Source organism: Rhodococcus aerolatus (genome assembly GCF_054783215.1).
Map to the genome: position 1 here is coordinate 42,973 of NZ_BAAGQZ010000030.1, position 16,708 is coordinate 59,680.

A 16,708-nucleotide genomic window follows, 5' to 3' on the forward strand; every position below is an offset into this window, starting at 1 on the left:
GGTGGCCGCGCGGGTCCACGCCCTGCCCGGCGGGGGCCGGCGCGTCGAGGTCGACCGCGACCGGCTCGGCCGCTTCCTCGACGGGGTGGCGGCACGGCACGGCGGCGTCCTGTCCACCGAGGGCACGGCCGACGGGGTCGTGCTGCGCACCGGGGACGCCACCACCGTCACCGTCCGCGCCACCACGGGGGGCCTCGCGCCGCACCCGCCCGTCCCCGGGCCTGCGGTGGCCGACCTGCTGGCGCACGTCGCGTTGCCGCGGCGCACCGGCCTGCTCCTGGTCCGCGCCGGCGGGCACACCGCCGGGGTGGCCGTGGCGGGCCGCGTGGTGGTGTCGTCCACCGACCACCGGCTGGTGCAGGGCCGCAGCGCGGCCGGGGGCTGGTCGCAGCAGCGCTTTGCCCGGCGGCGGGCCGGGCAGCTGCGCGACGCGCTCGCCCAGGCCGCCGACACCGCCGCGCGGGTGCTGCTCGACGCGGACCTCGCGGTCCTGGTCACCGGTGGGGACCGCGGCCACCTCGACGCCGTGCTCGCCGACCGCCGGCTGGCCCCGCTGCGCGCGCTGCGGGCCGAGCGGAACCTCGAGGTGGGGGAGCCGCGGCGGGTGACCCTGGACGAGGCGGCCCGCCGGGCGGACGGCGTGGTGGTCGACCTCGTCCCCGGCTGAGGCCGGTCGGGGCTACAGCCCGCCGGTGGCGAGCAGCCCGCCGTCGACGCGCACGCACTCGCCGGTGATCCAGGAGGCGGCGTCGGAGGCCAGGAACCCGACGAGGCCGGCGACGTCCTCCGGGGCACCGAGCCGCTTGGCCGGGTACTTCGCGGCCACGTCGTCCTCGCCGGCGGAGTACAGGGCCTCGGCGAAGCGGGTCTTGACCACGGCGGGGGCGACCGCGTTGACGCGGATGCCGGGGCCGAGCTGCCAGGCGAGCTCCTCGGTCAGCCGGATGACGGCCGCCTTGGACGCGCCGTAGGCCGAGATCACCCCGGTGGAGCGCAGCCCGGCCACGCTGGCCACGTTGACCACCACGCCGCCGTTCTCGGCCATCCACGCGGCGTGCGCCTGCTGCACGAACCCCAGCATGGCCACCACGTTGACGTCGAAGATCTTCTTGACGCCCACGAGGTCGGCGGTCATGAGGTCGCCGTAGACGGGGTTGATGCCGGTGTTGTTGACGAGCACGTCGAGCGAGCCGTGCGTCTCGACGGAGCGGCGGACGGCGTCGGCGCGGTGCTCGGCGTCCCCGGCGTTGCCCGCGACCGCGAGGACCCGTGCGCCCGGGACCTCCTGGCGCAGCTCCTCGGCGGCCTGCTCGAGCTCGGGGAGCTTGCGCGCGGTGATGGTGACGGCGGCGCCGCGGCGCGCCAGCTCGGCCGCGATCGCCCGGCCAATGCCCCGGCTGGCCCCGGTGACGAGGGCGGACCGCCCGTCCAGGCTGGTGTGGTCGGCGGGCTCGCTGGGCAGCATCGCGGAGGTCATGCGCGCACGCTAAACCACGTCTGTGACCCCGGTCGCAGGCCGGTCCCCGGTAGGCTCGCCGGGTTCGGGGCTGTGCTGCGCGGTGCCCGCGCCCCCCTGTGACACCCCCGACGTCTGGAGCCCCCCGAAGTGATCACCGCGACCGACCTGGAGCTGCGCGCCGGGGCCCGGACCCTGCTCTCCGCGCCCGGGCCGGCGCTGCGCATCCAGCCGGGGGACCGCATCGGCCTGGTCGGGCGCAACGGGGCGGGCAAGACGACCACCATGCGGGTGCTGGCGGGGGAGGGCGAGCCCTACGCCGGGTCGGTCACCCGCAGCGGCGACCTCGGCTACCTGCCGCAGGACCCGCGCGAGGGCGACCTGGCCATCACCGCCCGGGAGCGCGTGCTGTCCGCCCGCGGCCTCGACGAGCTGCTCCGCGACCTGGAGAAGCAGCAGATCGTCATGGCCGAGGTGGCCGGGGGCGCCGCGCAGGACAAGGCGGTGCGCCGCTACGGGGCGCTGGAGGAGCGGTTCGCCTCGCTCGGCGGCTACGCCGCGGAGAGCGAGGCCGCTCGCATCTGCGCCAACCTGTCCCTGGCCGACCGCATCCTGGCCCAGCCGCTGTCCACCCTGTCCGGCGGGCAGCGCCGCCGCGTCGAGCTGGCCCGGATCCTGTTCGCGGCCTCCGACGGCAGCGGCGCGCGCTCGGACACCACGCTGCTGCTCGACGAGCCGACCAACCACCTCGACGCCGACTCCATCACGTGGCTGCGCGGCTTCCTGCAGAACCACGAGGGTGGCCTGGTCGTCATCAGCCACGACGTGGACCTGCTGGCCGCCGTCGTCAACCGGGTGTGGTTCCTCGACGCCGTCCGCGCCGAGGCCGACGTCTACAACATGACGTGGCAGCGCTACCTCGACGCGCGCGCCACCGACGAGCAGCGCCGCCGCCGGGAGCGCGCCAACGCGGAGAAGAAGGCCGGGGCGCTGCGGGCGCAGGCCGCGAAGATGGGGGCCAAGGCCACCAAGGCCGTGGCCGCGCAGAACATGGCCAAGCGGGCCGACAAGCTCATGGCCGGCCTCGACGAGGTCCGCGTCTCGGACAAGACGGCGCGCATCCGGTTTCCCGAGCCCGCGTCCTGCGGCAAGACGCCCCTCATGGCGTCCGGGCTGACGAAGGTCTACGGCTCGCTGGAGATCTTCACCGGGGTGGACCTGGCCATTGACCGGGGCTCGCGCGTGGTCGTGCTCGGGCTGAACGGCGCGGGCAAGACGACCCTGCTGCGGCTGCTGGCCGGCACCGAGAAGCCCGACGCCGGACGGCTCGAGCCCGGCCACGGGCTGAAGATCGGCTACTTCGCCCAGGAGCACGAGACCCTCGACCACCGGGCGAGCGTGTGGGAGAACATCCGTCACGCCGCGCCGGACACCCCGGAGCAGCAACTGCGCAGCCTGCTCGGGGCGTTCCTGTTCACCGGGGACCAGCTCGACCAGCCCGCGGGAACGCTGTCGGGCGGCGAGAAGACCCGGCTGGCGCTGGCGGGCCTGGTGTCCTCGGCGGCCAACGTGCTGCTGCTCGACGAGCCGACCAACAACCTCGACCCCGTCTCCCGCGAGCAGGTGCTCGACGCGCTGCACAGCTACGCGGGCGCCGTCGTGCTGGTCACCCACGACCCGGGCGCGGTGGAGGCGCTGTCCCCGGAGCGGGTGATCCTGCTGCCCGACGGCTCGGAGGACCACTTCTCCGCCGAGTACATGGAGCTCATCGAGCTGGCCTGACCGGGCCGCGGACCACCCGCACCGAAGATCGAACCGCCCGCGGGGACGGCTGCGAAGACCGGGTACACCGACCGTCGGTGGAACCCGAGCAGCTGGAGGAAACCCGTGACGACGATCAGCAAGGGCACCCGCATCACCGGTCAGTCGCGCGACAAGCTCGCGGCCGACCTGCGTCGCGAGTACGAGGGTGGCGCGAGCATCCGGGCGCTCGCGGAGCAGACCGGTCGCTCCTACGGCTTCGTGCACCGCGTCCTGACGGAGTCCGACGTGGCCCTGCGCGGCCGCGGCGGTGCGACCCGGGGCAAGAAGGACTGACGCGGCTCCCGACGGGACGACCCACCGCGCGGGGGCGGTGGGTCCCCCGGGGACCGGGTCAGCGGGCGCCGGGCCGCACCGACTCCTCCACGAGGTCGAGCACGGCGCCGAGGTGCGTGGTGGGCAGGCCCATCGCCAGGTGCGAGACCAGTCCCTCCAGCACCAGCTCCAGGTAGCCGGCCAGCACGTCCACGTCCACGTCGTCGCGCAGCCGTCCCTCGGCGCGGCGGCGCAGCAGGCGCTCCGAGGTCGCCTCCGGCAGCGCCGCGGAGCGCTCGCTCCACCGCCGCCGGAACTCCGGGTCGGTGCGCAGCCGCCGGGCCACCTCGAGCCTGGTCCGCATCCACTCCTGGTCGTGCGGGTCCGCCAGGACGTCCCGCATCACCTGCACCAACCCCTCCTCGGCGACGACGTCGGCCATCCGCCGCGCCTCCTCCTGCGCCAGCGCCAGGAACAGCGCCTCCTTGTCGCGGAAGTGGTGGAAGATCGCGCCGCGGGACAGCCCGGTCGACTCCTCGAGCCGGCGCACGGTGGCGCCCTCGTAGCCGTGCGCGGCGAAACAGGCCCGGGCGCCGTCGAGGATCTGGCGGCGACGCGCGTCGAGGTGGTCCTGGCTCACCCGCGGCACCCGACCAGCGTAGCCACCACCGGACGCCCGTACGGCTTGCCGCCCGCCCGGCGCGTGCCCCGCGGCGTGTGTACGGTCGGCCGGGTTCGCAGAACCCAGGCGGGAGAACAGCAACCGTGACCACCCTGTCCGAGCGACCGGCCACCCTGAGCGGCCGCACCGCAGCCGAGGCGCACGTGGGCCTGGTCTGCTTCAAGCTGGGCCCACCCGCGCTGGTGGGTGCCGAGCTCGAGTGGCTCGTCGCCCCCTCCGCCCCCGGTCCCGACCGCCGCCCCTCGCTCGACGAGCTGGCCGCGGCCCTCGGTGACCACAGCCCCCGCTCCATCGCCGCCACCTCGCCCGCGCTCCCGCTGCCGGGGGGCAGCGTCGTCACCGTCGAGCCCGGTGGTCAGGTCGAGCTCTCCAGCTCCCCGTTCCCCGGCTCGCGGGACCTCGTCGAGGCCCTCGACGACGACACCGCCGTGCTCGCCCGCCTGCTGGGCGCCCGGGGCCTGCGCCTGCTGGACACCGCCGCGGACACCCGCCGCCCACCGGCCCGGCTGCTGACCCTGCCGCGCTACTGCGCGATGGAGGAGAGCTTCGACCGGGTCGGGCCGTACGGCCGGCTCATGATGACCAGCACCGCCGCGGTCCAGGTCAGTGTGGACGCGGGTCGTGACGTCGCCGAGGTGGGACGCCGCTGGGCGTTGCTGCACGAGGCGGCGCCCGCGCTGCTCGCCACCTTCGCGCGGTCCCCGGAGCTCGTCGGCGCGCCGCCGGGACGGTGGGCCTCGCAGCGGATGCGCACCTGGCTGGAGCTGGACTCCGCCCGCACCACCGCCCCGCCGCTGGACGAGGCGGACCCGGCCGGGTCCTACGCCCGGTGGGCGCTGGACGTGCCGCTGCTGTGCGTGCGCCGCGACGGCGGCTCGTGGACCGCGCCGCCGGGGGCGACGTTCCTCGACTGGGTGGAGGGCCGCCTCGACGACGAGCTGGGGCGCCGGCCCGACACCGCCGACCTCGGCTACCACCTCTCGACGCTGTTCCCCCCGGTGCGGGCGAGCGGCTACCTCGAGGTGCGCTACCTCGACGCCCAGGCGGGACGGGACTGGCACGTCCCGCTCCTCGAGCTCGAGGCGCTGCTCTCCGGCGACGCCGCCACCGCCGCGGCCCGCGAGCTCGCGGCACCCACCGCGCACCGGCTCGCCGACGCGGCCCGCCTCGGCCTGGCCGACCCGGAGCTGCGGGCCACCGCCGTCGCCCTGCTCACCCTGGCCACCGACCACACCCCCGACGCCCCGTCCCGCGACGTCCTGCGTGCGGCCACCGCACGCGTGGCCGCCGGGCGCCCACCAGGTCTGGAGATGACCCCGTGACCGACACCACCCCCACCACCGGCGTGCCCACCGACCGCGAGGGCCTGCGCGCCCACGTCGCCGCCACCCTCGAGCGCAGCCGCCGCCGCAGCGCGGCCCTGACGGCCGTGGAGGAGGACGAGCTCACCGCCCAGCACTCCCCGCTGATGAGCCCGCTGGTGTGGGACCTCGCCCACGTCGGCAACCAGGAGGAGCTCTGGCTGGTCCGCGACGTCGGCGGCCGGGACCCGGTGCGCGCCGACATCGACCAGCTCTACGACGCGTTCCAGAACTCCCGCGCCAGCCGGGTCTCGCTGCCCCTGCTCAGCCCCGCCGAGGCCCGCGGCTACGTCGCCGAGGTCCGCGCCAAGGTGCTCGACGTCCTGGGCTCGAGCCCGCTGGAGGGCCGGCCGCTGGAGCGCGACGCCTTCGCCTTCGGCATGGTCGCCCAGCACGAGCAGCAGCACGACGAGACGATGCTGGCCACCCACCAGCTGCGCGCCGGCGGCCCCGTCCTCGACGCCCCGCCCGCCCCCCGCACCGGGGTCGCGCTGCCCCGCGAGGTCGTCGTCCCCGCCGGCCCGTTCACGATGGGCACCTCCACCGAGGCGTGGGCGCTGGACAACGAGCGGCCCGCGCACGCCGTGCACGTCGACGGGTACGCCATCGACACCGTGCCGGTCACCAACGGCGACTACCGGGCGTTCGTCGCCGACGGCGGGTACTCCCGCCCCGAGCTGTGGACCGCGGCGGGCTGGGCGCACCGCGTCGAGGCGGGCCTCGTCGCACCCCAGTTCTGGGCCCGCGACGGCGCGGCGGGGGAGTCCGACGGCTGGACCCGGCGGCGCTTCGGCCGCGTGGAGCCGCTGGTCGACGCCGAGCCGGTGGTCCACGTCTGCGCCCACGAGGCCGACGCGTACGCCCGCTGGGCGGGGCGCCGGCTGCCCACCGAGGCCGAGTGGGAGAAGGCGGCGCGGCACGACCCGGCCACCGGGCGCTCGCTGCGCTTCCCGTGGGGCGACGAGAACCCGGGCGAGCAGCACGCCAACCTCGGCCAGCGCCACCTCGGGCCCGCCGTCGTCGGCGCCTACCCGGCCGGGGCATCGCCGCTGGGCGTGCACCAGCTCGTCGGTGACGTGTGGGAGTGGACCGCGTCGGGCTTCGAGCCCTACCCGGGCTTCACGGTGTTCCCGTACGAGGAGTACTCGCAGGTGTTCTTCGGCGGGGACTACCGGGTGCTCCGCGGCGGCAGCTTCGGCACCGACGAGGTCGCCGGGCGCGCCAGCTTCCGCAACTGGGACCACCCGGTGCGCCGGCAGATCTTCACCGGGTTCCGCACCGCCCGGGACCTCACCGCCGACGAGCGGGGCTGAGCCGCTCCCGATGTGCCGCCACCTGGCCTACCTCGGCCCCGCCACGTCCGTGGCCGGGGTGCTGCGCGCCGGTCCGACGTCGCTGCTGACCCAGTCCTTCGCGCCGCGGGACATGCGCGGCGGCGGGACGGTCAACGCCGACGGCTGGGGGGTGGCCTGGTGGTCCGACGGGGACGGCGCCGGTGCCCCCGCCGTGCACCGCTACCGCAGCGAGCGTCCGATGTGGACCGACGAGCCGGGGCTGGCCGCCGCCGCGTCGGTGCGGAGCCCGGCCGTGCTGGCCGCGGTCCGCTCGGCCACGGTCGGCATGCCGGTGGTGCACACCGCCTGCGCCCCGTTCGTCCACGGCCGCTACGCGTTCAGCCACAACGGGGTGGTGCGGGGCTGGCCCGGCTCGCTGGCCCCGCTGGCCGCCGCGCTGCCCACCACGGCGCTGATGACGCTGCCCGCACCTACCGACTCGGCCGTGCTGTGGGCGCTGCTCGCGGCCCGGCTCGACCGCGCCGGGGCCGACCCGGGCACCGAGCTGGCCCGGCTGTGCGTCGAGGTGGGCGCGGCCGCCCCCGGCTCGCGGCTGAACCTGCTGCTCTCCGACGGCGCCACCGTGTGGGCCACCACCTGGGACCACGCCCTGTCCGTCCGCGACGCCGGCACGTCCGTCGTCGTGGCCTCCGAACCGACCGACACCGGACCGACCGACACCGGACCGACCGACACCGACGCCGGACCGGCGTCGGACCACCCCGGTGCCACCACCCCCGGCACCACCCCCGGCTGGGCCGCCGTGCCCGACCGCAGCCTGGTCACCGCCCGTCCGGGCTCGGTGGCCGTGACACCCCTGGAGGGTCTGTGAGCGCGCCCGTGCTCGACGTCCACCTCTCGCCCGACGAGGCAGGCACCGCCCTGCGTCACGACGCCGTCGCCGGCCTCACGGCGACCCCGAAGACGTTGCCGCCCAAGTGGCTCTACGACGCCCGAGGCAGCGAGCTGTTCGACCGCATCACCACCCTGCCGGAGTACTACCCCACGCGGACCGAGCGCGCGCTGCTGCTCGACAACGCCGACGCCATCGCCGTGACCACGGGCGCCGACACCCTGGTCGAGCTCGGCTCCGGCTCGTCGGAGAAGACCCGCGCCCTGCTCGACGGGCTGCAGCGGGCGGGCACCCTGGCCCGTTACGTCCCCCAGGACGTCTCGGTCTCCGCGCTCGAGGCGGCCGCGCACGAGGTGGCGGGGGAGTACCCCGGCATCGAGGTGCACGGCGTGGTCGGCGACTTCACCCGTCACCTGGGCGAGCTGCCCGGCGGGCAGCGGCGCCTGCTCGCCTTCCTCGGCGGCACGCTGGGCAACCTGCTGCCCGCCGAGCGGGCGGAGTTCCTGGCCTCGGTGCGCTCGGTGCTGGTGCCGGGCGAGCACCTGCTGCTCGGGGTCGGGCTGGTCGTCGACGAGTCCGTCGTCGTCCCGGCCTACGACGACGCGCAGGGCGTCACCGCGGAGTTCAACCGCAACGTGCTGCGGGTGCTGAACCGCGAGCTGGGCGCGGACTTCGACGTGGACGCCTTCGAGCACGTCGCGCTGTGGGACGCGGAGAACGAGTGGATCGAGATGCGGCTGCGGGCCCGCGGCGCGCAGCACGTCCGCCTGCCCGAGGTGGACCTCGAGGTCGACGTGGCCGACGGTGAGGAGATCCGCACCGAGATCTCCGCGAAGTTCCGGGTCGCGGGTATCCGTGCGGAGCTGGAGACGGCCGGGTTCGACCTCGCCGCGCACTGGGTCGACCCCGACGAGCGCTTCACCCTGCTGCTGGCCCGCGCGGCCTGAGGTCCGCAGCCCCCCGGCGTCCGGATCGACGCCGGGGGGCCACGGCGGGTAACGTGCCGGCCTGCTCCGGGCAATACCCTGGTCAAGACCTGGTCAGCCCGAGCGCCAGGGCTCGACCAGGGCGTGACCCGCTGCGCCGACGACGACCGTGCGCGCACCCCTGCGGTCGAGCCGACACCCTCGACCCGAGGAGCAGCACGTGACGACCAAGGACGCACCACCGGACCGGGACGGCGCGGGCCCCGGCCCACGCACCGGGCTGACCGGCCAGCTCACCGAGGCCTGGGCCGCGATGAAGAAGCCCGTCTTCATCCCCGCCTCGATCATCATCCTGGGCCTCATCGCCTTCGCCGCGGTGTACGGCGCCACCGGCGGTGGCGAGCTGTTCAGCACCCTGAACAGCGCCGTCACGGCCGGGGTCGGCTGGTGGTACATCCTCGCCGCGACCGGCTTCGTCGTCTTCGCCGTGCTGTGCGGGGTCACCCGCATCGGCGCCATCCGGCTGGGCCGCGACGACGAGCAGCCCGAGTTCGGCCTGCTCTCCTGGTTCGCCATGCTCTTCAGCGCGGGCATGGGCATCGGCCTCGTCTTCTACGGCGTCGCCGAGCCGCTCTCGCACTACGTCACCCCGCCGGAGGCCGGGGGCGTCGCGGGGTCGACTGACGCCGCGGCCAACCAGGCGCTCGAGCTGACGATGTTCCACTGGGGCCTGCACGCGTGGGCCATCTACGTCGTCGTGGGCCTGGGCCTGGCGTACATGACCTACCGCCGCGGCCGGCCGCTGTCCGTGCGCTGGCTGCTCGAGCCGCTGCTCGGCCGCCGGCGCGTGGAGGGCTGGATCGGGCACACCGTCGACACCGTCGCGATCGTGGGCACCCTGTTCGGCGTCGCCACCTCGCTCGGGTTCGGCGTGCAGCAGATCCTCGCCGGCCTCGGCTACCTCGGCTGGCTCGACTACTCGACCCTGGCCGTGGTGGTCCTCATCGCGATCATCACCGGTGTCGCGATCTTCTCGGTGCTCTCCGGGGTGGACAAGGGCCTGAAGTGGCTCTCCAACACCAACATGGGCCTCGCGGCCGCGCTCGCGGTGTTCGTCCTGCTGCTCGGCCCCACGCTGTTCCTCACCCAGTCCTGGGTGGAGAACCTGGGCGGCTACCTGCAGGCGCTGCCCGAGATGGCCCTGCGCACCGCCCCGTTCTCCGACGACGGCTGGGCCGGCGACTGGACCATCTTCTACTGGGGCTGGTGGATGAGCTGGGCGCCGTTCGTCGGCATGTTCATCGCCCGCATCTCCCGCGGCCGCACCATCCGCGAGTTCATCGCCGGCGTGCTCATCACCCCGACGGTCATCGGCTCGCTGTGGTTCACCATCTTCGGTGACGCCGCCATCCTGCGGCAGCGCGACGGCGCCTCGCTGCTCGTCGACGGGGAGGTCAACAACGACACGTCGCTGTTCCAGTTCCTCGAGGGGCTGCCGCTGGGCACCATCACCAGCGTGCTGGCCATCGCGGTCATCGTGTTCTTCTTCGTCACCAGCTCCGACTCGGGCTCGCTGGTCATCGAAATCCTCTCCACCGGCGGGGACACCGAGACCCCGAAGGCGACGCGGGTCTACTGGGCCACGCTCGAGGGGGTGGCCGCGGCCGTGCTGCTGCTGGTGGGCGGCTCGGCGTCGCTGACCGCGCTGCAGACGGTGTCCATCGCGACGGCCGTGCCGTTCTCGATCGTGCTGGTGCTCGCGTGCGTCTCGCTGTACCGGGCGTTCCGGTACGAGGTCGCGGTCATGCCGCGCTACCTGCGGGTCAGCACCACCCGCGGCGAGGAGGAGCAGGTCCACGACGGCGAGGGCGGCGCCGCCGCGGCCGGGCAGTCCGGACCGGGCACGGCCGGGACCGACGCGCCGGCACCCGGTCGGCGTCGGGAGGTCTCCGCCACGTTCGCGGGGCTGAGCCGGTCGCGCCCGGGCTCCCGGGGGCCCGCGTCCGACGTGGTCGTGGCCGTGCACGAGGTGCCGCACCACCAGGTGCGCTCGGACGGGTCGGGCCGGCTCACGGCCGACGAGGTCACCACCGACGACGACCCGCTGGCCGGCGAGCACTTCGACACCCCGGAGTTCGCCGACTCCGCGGAGGGTCAGCAGCGCTCCTGACCGGCTGCCGACGGCCCCGGACCCCGCTCGGGGTCCGGGGCCGTCGCCGTCGGTGGCCGTCGCCGCCGGTCGGGCAGCGCGCGTGGTCGGGGTGACGACGCGTGCTGCCGGACCGCGCGGGACGCCCCTGGACGCACCGCGGCCCCGCACCGGGTGAGGTGCGGGGCCGGGTGGTGCGCGTCAGGACCGTGAACGGAACCTCGCGCCCTGGGTGCAGTAATCACACACAGGGGCGTCAGCCCACCATGTTGCGGAGCACGTACTGCAGGATGCCGCCGTTGCGGTAGTAGTCCGCCTCGCCGGGGGTGTCGATGCGGACGACCGCGTCGAACTCGACGGTGTCGCCGCCCTCCTTGGTCGCCGTGACGTGGACCGTGCGCGGGGTGGTGCCCGAGTTCAGCTCGGTGATGCCCGCGATGTCGAACGTCTCGGTGCCGTCGAGGCCGAGCGAGGAGGCGCTCTCACCCTCGGGGAACTGCAGCGGCACCACGCCCATGCCGATCAGGTTCGACCGGTGGATGCGCTCGAAGGACTGCACGATGACCGCGCGCACCCCGAGCAGCGAGGTGCCCTTGGCCGCCCAGTCCCGCGAGGACCCGGAGCCGTACTCCGTGCCGCCGAGGACCACCAGCGGAGTGCCCTGCTCGGCGTAGTGCTGCGCGGCGTCGTAGATGAACGCCTGCGGCCCGCCCTCCTGGGTGAAGTCGCGGGTGTAGCCGCCGGAGACGTCCTCCAGCAGCTGGTTGCGCAGCCGGATGTTGGCGAAGGTCCCGCGGATCATCACCTCGTGGTTGCCGCGCCGGGAGCCGAAGGAGTTGTAGTCCTTGCGGTCCACGCCGTGGGAGTCGAGGTACTGCGCCGCGGGGGTGTCCTTCTTGATGGCACCGGCGGGGGAGATGTGGTCGGTGGTGACCGAGTCCCCGAGCAGGGCCAGCACGCGCGCCCCGCTGATGTCGGTGACCTCCGCGGGCTCGGCGGGCATGCCGTCGAAGTACGGGGGCTTGCGGACGTAGGTGGACTCGGCGTCCCAGTCGAAGGTGTCACCCTCCGGGGTGGGCAGCGACTTCCACCGGTGGTCCCCGGCGAAGACGTCGGCGTAGTCCTTGGTGAACATGTCCTGGGTGATCGCGGACTCGATGGTCTCCTGGATCTCGTGCGCCGAGGGCCAGATGTCGCGCAGGAACACGTCGGAGCCGTCGGTGGCCTGCCCCAGCGGCTGGGACTCGAAGTCGAAGTCCATCGTCCCGGCCAGGGCGTAGGCGATGACCAGCGGCGGCGAGGCCAGGTAGTTCATCTTCACGTCGGGGTTGATGCGGCCCTCGAAGTTGCGGTTGCCCGAGAGCACGCTGACCACGGAGAGGTCGTTCTCGTTGACCGCGGCCGAGACCTCCTCGGGCAGCGGGCCCGAGTTGCCGATGCACGTGGTGCAGCCGTAGCCGACGAGGTTGTAGCCGAGCTTGTCCAGGTACGGCCACAGGCCGGCCTTGTCGTAGTAGTCGGTGACCACCTGCGAGCCCGGGGCCATCGAGGTCTTCACCCACGGCTTGACGGCCAGGCCCTTGTCGACGGCGTTGCGGGCGAGCAGGGCCGCGCCCAGCATCACCGACGGGTTGGACGTGTTGGTGCACGAGGTGATCGAGGCGATGACGACCGCACCGTGGTCGAGCTCGGTCTCGGTGCCGTCGGCCAGGGTGACCGCGACCTTCTTGTGCGGCCGTCCGGTGGCCGAGTCACCGCCGTCGGGGCCCTGCCCGGAGGGCTGCGCGCCGCCCACCTCGGAGCCGGGGGAGTCCGAGCCCGGGAAGGAGCCCTGCTCGTCGGCGGTGACCGGGTCGTCGACGTAGTCGCCGATGGCGCCGCGGAACTTGGCCTTGGCCTCGGTCAGCGCGATGCGGTCCTGTGGGCGCTTGGGTCCGGCGATGGAGGGGACCACGGTGGACAGGTCGAGCTCGAGGTACTCCGAGAACACCGGCTCGCTCTCGGGGTCGTGCCAGAGGCCCTGCTCCTTCGCGTAGGCCTCCACGAGCGCCACCGACTCCTCGCTGCGCCCGGTCAGGCGCAGGTAGCGGGTGGTCTCGGCGTCGATCGGGAAGATCGCGGCGGTGGACCCGAACTCCGGGCTCATGTTGCCGATGGTGGCGCGGTTGGCCAGGGGGACCTCGGCCACGCCGGCGCCGTAGAACTCGACGAACTTGCCGACGACGCCGTGCGCGCGGCACATCTCGGTGATGGTGAGGACCACGTCGGTGGCGGTGACGCCGGCGGGGATCTCCCCGGTCAGCTTGAAGCCGACGACGCGGGGGATGAGCATCGAGACGGGCTGGCCGAGCATCGCCGCCTCGGCCTCGATGCCGCCGACGCCCCAGCCGAGCACGCCGAGGCCGTTGACCATGGTGGTGTGGGAGTCGGTGCCCACGCAGGTGTCGGGGTAGGCCTGCACGGTGCCGTCGTCGGCGGGCCGCACCATCACCGTGCGGGCCAGGTGCTCGATGTTGACCTGGTGGACGATGCCGGTGCCCGGGGGGACGACCTTGAAGTCGTCGAAGGCGCCCTGGCCCCAGCGCAGGAACTGGTAGCGCTCGCCGTTGCGCTGGTACTCGAGGTCGACGTTGCGCTCGAAGGAGTCCGGCGTGCCGAACGAGTCGATGATGACGGAGTGGTCGATGACCAGCTCGGCCGGCGCGAGGGGGTTGACCTTCTCCGCGTCGCCGCCCAGCTCGGTCACGGCCTCGCGCATGGTGGCCAGGTCGACGATGCACGGCACCCCGGTGAAGTCCTGCATGACCACCCGCGCGGGGGTGAACTGGATCTCGGTGTCCGGCTCGGCCGAGGGGTCCCACGACGCGAGCGCGCGGACGTGGTCGGCCGTGGTGTTCGCGCCGTCCTCGGTCCGCAGCAGGTTCTCCGCCAGCACCTTCAGGCTGTACGGCAGCTTCTCGGTGCCCGGTACCGCCGAGAGGCGGAAGATCTCGTAGGAGTTCTCGCCCACCTCCAGGGCGCCCCTGGCACCGAAGGTGTCCTTGCTGCTGCTCACATCAGCTCCCGCTCGTCTCGAGGCGCCGACCGTGCTGGGCCGACGGGTCCGCAGGTGAGTCTGTCCCATCCCGGACGGCTCTGCCTCGTTCCGACCCAAACAGTACGCGCGTCCTGTGATCGTGGTCCAGGAGCCCGCCCGCGCGTCGGGCGGGCCTGCCGCGGGGAGCCCCGGCGTGCCTAGGGTGTGACCTGGCGCACGGAGCCGGCCCCGGCCCGCCCGGCCGCGCCACCGACGGACGCGACGAGGAGACACCGCTGTGCGAGTACCGCTGACGACGCTGGACTTCCTGTACCGGGCCGAGGAGGTGTGGGCCGACGCGACGGCCGTCGTCGACGAGCCCGACCAGCCCGCCGACCCCGTCACCACGACGACCTACCGCGAGCTGGCCCGGCGGATCCGCGCCTGGCAGGCCGGCCTCGACGCGCTCGGGGTGGGGGAGGGCGAGCGGGTCTGCGTCGTCAGCCACAACTCCGCCCGGCTGCTCGAGCTGCTCTACGCCGTGCCCGCGTCCGGCCGGGTGTGCGTGCCGGTGAACTTCCGGCTCACCGCCGACGAGATCTCCTACATCGTCGACCACTGCGGGGCGTCGGTGCTGCTGGTCGACCCCGAGCTCGACGAGAAGCTGCGCGGGGTGACCGCGCGGCACCGCTTCGTCCTGGGCGAGGAGAGCGAGCGCGAGGCGATGCGGTTCGACGTCGACCCCGTCGCGTGGGCGACGCCGGACGAGGACGCGACCGCCACGATCAACTACACCTCCGGCACCACCGCCGCCCCCAAGGGCGTGCAGATCACCCACCGCAACTCCTGGGTCAACTCGACGACGTTCGCGCTGCACACCCGGGCGTGGGAGCGCGACGTCTACCTGCACACGCTGCCGATGTTCCACTGCAACGGCTGGGGCATGCCGTTCGCGATGGCCGGCCTCGGCGTCAAGCAGGTGGTGATCCGCAAGATCGACGGCGCCGAGATCCTGCGCCGCGTCCGCGACGAGGGCGTGACCCTGATGTGCGCCGCCCCCGCGGTGTACAACGCGGTGCTCGACGCCGCGCAGACCTGGGAGGGCGAGATCCCCGGCCGCGACCGGGTGCGCGTGGTCTGCGCGGGTGCGCCGCCGCCGAGCCGCACGATCCAGCGCGTCATCGAGGAGCTGGGCTGGGAGTTCCTGCAGATCTACGGCCTCACCGAGACCTCGCCGCTGCTCACCTTCAACCGCACCCGCCCGGAGGACGACGACCTGCCCGTGGCCGAGCGGGCCAAGCGGCTGAGCCGGGCCGGCTCGCCCTCGCTGGGCACCCGGGTGAGCCTGGCCGAGTCCGGGGAGATCCTGGTCCGCTCCAACACCGTCATGCAGGGGTACTGGCAGAACCCCGAGGCCACCGACGACGCGCTGGCCGACGGCTGGTTCCACACCGGGGACGGCGGCAGCATCTCCGAGCCGGGCCACGAGGTCGTCATCTCCGACCGCAAGAAGGACGTCATCATCACCGGCGGGGAGAACGTGTCCTCCATCGAGGTGGAGGACGTGCTGTTCAGCCACCCCGCGGTGACCGAGGTGGCGGTGATCGGCGTGCCGCACGAGAAGTGGGGCGAGACGATCAAGGCCCTGGTGGTGCTGGCCGAGGGCGCGGAGGCCGACGAGGCTGCGCTGATCGCGCACTGCAAGGAGCGCCTCGCCGGCTACAAGGCGCCGACGTCGGTCGAGTTCCGCGAGGCCATCCCACGCACGGCCACGGGCAAGATCCAGAAGTTCAAGATCCGCCAGGAGTACTGGCCCGAGGACGGCCGCCAGGTGGGCTGACCCACCGCGGCGCGCAGCCGTCGCGACCCCGACCGCACCGACCCGGACCGCACCGGGCCGCACCCCGCACGGGTGCGGCCCGGTGCTCGGCGTGCGCGTGGCCTTGTGCGAGACGTGTGACTGCTGTGATTATCGGGACACATGGGACCAGCGGGCCCGGTGGGCCTGACGGGTCCCCTGGCGTCTGTGGGGAAATAGTGTCATTGTGAGTCGGCGTGTCCGCTTGACAGTGCGGGCGCGCACCCCGGTCCGACCGCCACGGCTGCGGTGCGGCCCGGGACCACGGGAGGCAGCGGCGGGCGCACGACCCCGTCGCCGGAGGGAGACCAGGACGTGACCGGACGCCCCACCGCGCGCAGCTGGCGGGCTCGGACGCTGCACACCGCGATGGGGGTGCTCGTCGTCGTCGCCCTCGGCGCCGCGACCGCGGGCACCGCCGAGGCGGTCCCCCCGCCCCCGCCCAACCCCAGTGACTCCGACATCGCCGCCGCGAACGGCCAGGTCGACAGCCGCGCCGGGCAGGTGGGCGGCCTGATCAACGAGCTCGTCTCCGCGCAGGCCCAGCTGCAGGCCATCAGCGACGAGGTGGCGACCAAGAAGAACCTGGCCGTCAAGGCCCTGGTGGACCTGCAGAACGCCCAGGACGCGGCGAGCGCGGCCGCCGGTGCCGTCACCACCGCCCAGCAGGCCCTCGACGGGGCCGGCGCGGCCATCGAGCTCGCCCGCACCCAGCTCGACCGGTTCGCGGCGGGCAGCTACCAGCAGGGGTCGACGGTGGGCTCCTTCACCGCCTTCCTCGGCTCCGCGAGCCCCGAGGACGTGCTCGACCGCGCCCAGCTGCTCAACGCCGTCGGCGAAGACCAGCAGGGCGTGATGGCCGAGCTCGAGCGCGCCCGGGTGCGCCAGGCCAACGCCGATGCCGCGGCCCGCGCCGCCCAGCAGCGGCGGGACGCCGCCGCGGCCGCCGCGGCCAGCGCCAAGGCCGACGCCGACGCGGCGATCGCCACCGCCCGCG

General features: G+C 74.1%; 13 protein-coding genes. 10 read left to right on the top strand and 3 right to left on the bottom strand.

Annotated features, from left to right (window positions below):
* The first annotated feature begins 1 nt into the window (after position 1).
* Complete coding sequence (locus tag ACYVOF_RS12560; RefSeq protein ID WP_460866955.1) at positions 2 to 667, top strand: acVLRF1 family peptidyl-tRNA hydrolase; 666 nt, start codon at positions 2 to 4, stop codon at positions 665 to 667.
* Positions 668 to 679: 12 nt separating this feature from the next.
* Here the strand turns inward: ACYVOF_RS12560 and ACYVOF_RS12565 are convergent, their stop codons facing one another.
* Positions 680 to 1,477 (bottom strand): SDR family oxidoreductase, encoded by a 798-nt coding sequence (locus ACYVOF_RS12565; protein ID WP_460866957.1) that lies wholly within the window; start codon positions 1,475 to 1,477, stop codon positions 680 to 682.
* 129 nt (positions 1,478 to 1,606) lie between these two features.
* Here ACYVOF_RS12565 and ACYVOF_RS12570 point away from each other — a divergent pair, with 129 nt between their 5' ends.
* Together ACYVOF_RS12570 and ACYVOF_RS12575 are read left to right on the top strand one after the other, a co-directional pair.
* Positions 1,607 to 3,238 (top strand): ABC-F family ATP-binding cassette domain-containing protein, encoded by a 1,632-nt coding sequence (locus tag ACYVOF_RS12570; protein WP_460866958.1) that lies wholly within the window; start codon positions 1,607 to 1,609, stop codon positions 3,236 to 3,238.
* Between the two features lie 105 nt (positions 3,239 to 3,343).
* Positions 3,344 to 3,553 carry a helix-turn-helix domain-containing protein gene (locus tag ACYVOF_RS12575; protein WP_460866960.1) on the top strand — a complete coding sequence of 70 codons (210 nt, stop codon included), beginning with the start codon at positions 3,344 to 3,346 and terminating at the stop codon, positions 3,551 to 3,553.
* A gap of 58 nt (positions 3,554 to 3,611) precedes the next feature.
* Here the strand turns inward: ACYVOF_RS12575 and ACYVOF_RS12580 are convergent, their stop codons facing one another.
* Complete coding sequence (locus ACYVOF_RS12580) at positions 3,612 to 4,181, bottom strand: TetR family transcriptional regulator (RefSeq protein ID WP_460866961.1); 570 nt, start codon at positions 4,179 to 4,181, stop codon at positions 3,612 to 3,614.
* A gap of 116 nt (positions 4,182 to 4,297) precedes the next feature.
* On the opposite strand from ACYVOF_RS12580, the gene egtA reads away from it, so the two are divergent.
* The 5 genes from egtA (at position 4,298) to ACYVOF_RS12605 (ending at position 10,858) form a co-directional block, all read left to right on the top strand.
* Positions 4,298 to 5,536, top strand: coding sequence for an ergothioneine biosynthesis glutamate--cysteine ligase EgtA (gene egtA, locus ACYVOF_RS12585; protein ID WP_460866963.1), 1,239 nt, complete (start codon positions 4,298 to 4,300; stop codon positions 5,534 to 5,536).
* Between the two features lie 23 nt (positions 5,537 to 5,559).
* Positions 5,560 to 6,888 (top strand): ergothioneine biosynthesis protein EgtB, encoded by a 1,329-nt coding sequence (egtB, locus tag ACYVOF_RS12590; protein ID WP_460866976.1) that lies wholly within the window; start codon positions 5,560 to 5,562, stop codon positions 6,886 to 6,888.
* A gap of 10 nt (positions 6,889 to 6,898) precedes the next feature.
* Positions 6,899 to 7,741 carry an ergothioneine biosynthesis protein EgtC gene (egtC, locus tag ACYVOF_RS12595; RefSeq protein WP_460866965.1) on the top strand — a complete coding sequence of 281 codons (843 nt, stop codon included), beginning with the start codon at positions 6,899 to 6,901 and terminating at the stop codon, positions 7,739 to 7,741.
* Positions 7,738 to 8,709 carry an L-histidine N(alpha)-methyltransferase gene (gene egtD / locus ACYVOF_RS12600; protein WP_460866967.1) on the top strand — a complete coding sequence of 324 codons (972 nt, stop codon included), beginning with the start codon at positions 7,738 to 7,740 and terminating at the stop codon, positions 8,707 to 8,709. The genes egtC and egtD overlap by 4 nt, the downstream gene beginning before the upstream one ends.
* 292 nt (positions 8,710 to 9,001) lie before the next feature.
* Positions 9,002 to 10,858 (top strand): BCCT family transporter, encoded by a 1,857-nt coding sequence (locus ACYVOF_RS12605; protein ID WP_460866978.1) that lies wholly within the window; start codon positions 9,002 to 9,004, stop codon positions 10,856 to 10,858.
* Between the two features lie 235 nt (positions 10,859 to 11,093).
* On the opposite strand, the gene acnA is transcribed toward ACYVOF_RS12605, so the two are convergent.
* Complete coding sequence (gene acnA / locus ACYVOF_RS12610; RefSeq protein WP_460866968.1) at positions 11,094 to 13,892, bottom strand: aconitate hydratase AcnA; 2,799 nt, start codon at positions 13,890 to 13,892, stop codon at positions 11,094 to 11,096.
* Positions 13,893 to 14,151: 259 nt separating this feature from the next.
* Between acnA and ACYVOF_RS12615 the strand changes: the two genes are divergently transcribed.
* Both ACYVOF_RS12615 and ACYVOF_RS12620 read left to right on the top strand, forming a co-directional pair.
* Positions 14,152 to 15,693 (top strand): AMP-binding protein, encoded by a 1,542-nt coding sequence (locus ACYVOF_RS12615; protein ID WP_460866969.1) that lies wholly within the window; start codon positions 14,152 to 14,154, stop codon positions 15,691 to 15,693.
* A 333-nt stretch (positions 15,694 to 16,026) separates the two neighbouring features.
* The coding region (locus ACYVOF_RS12620) for a coiled-coil domain-containing protein (protein WP_460866971.1) at positions 16,027 to 16,708 on the top strand (682 nt) is incomplete at its 3' end.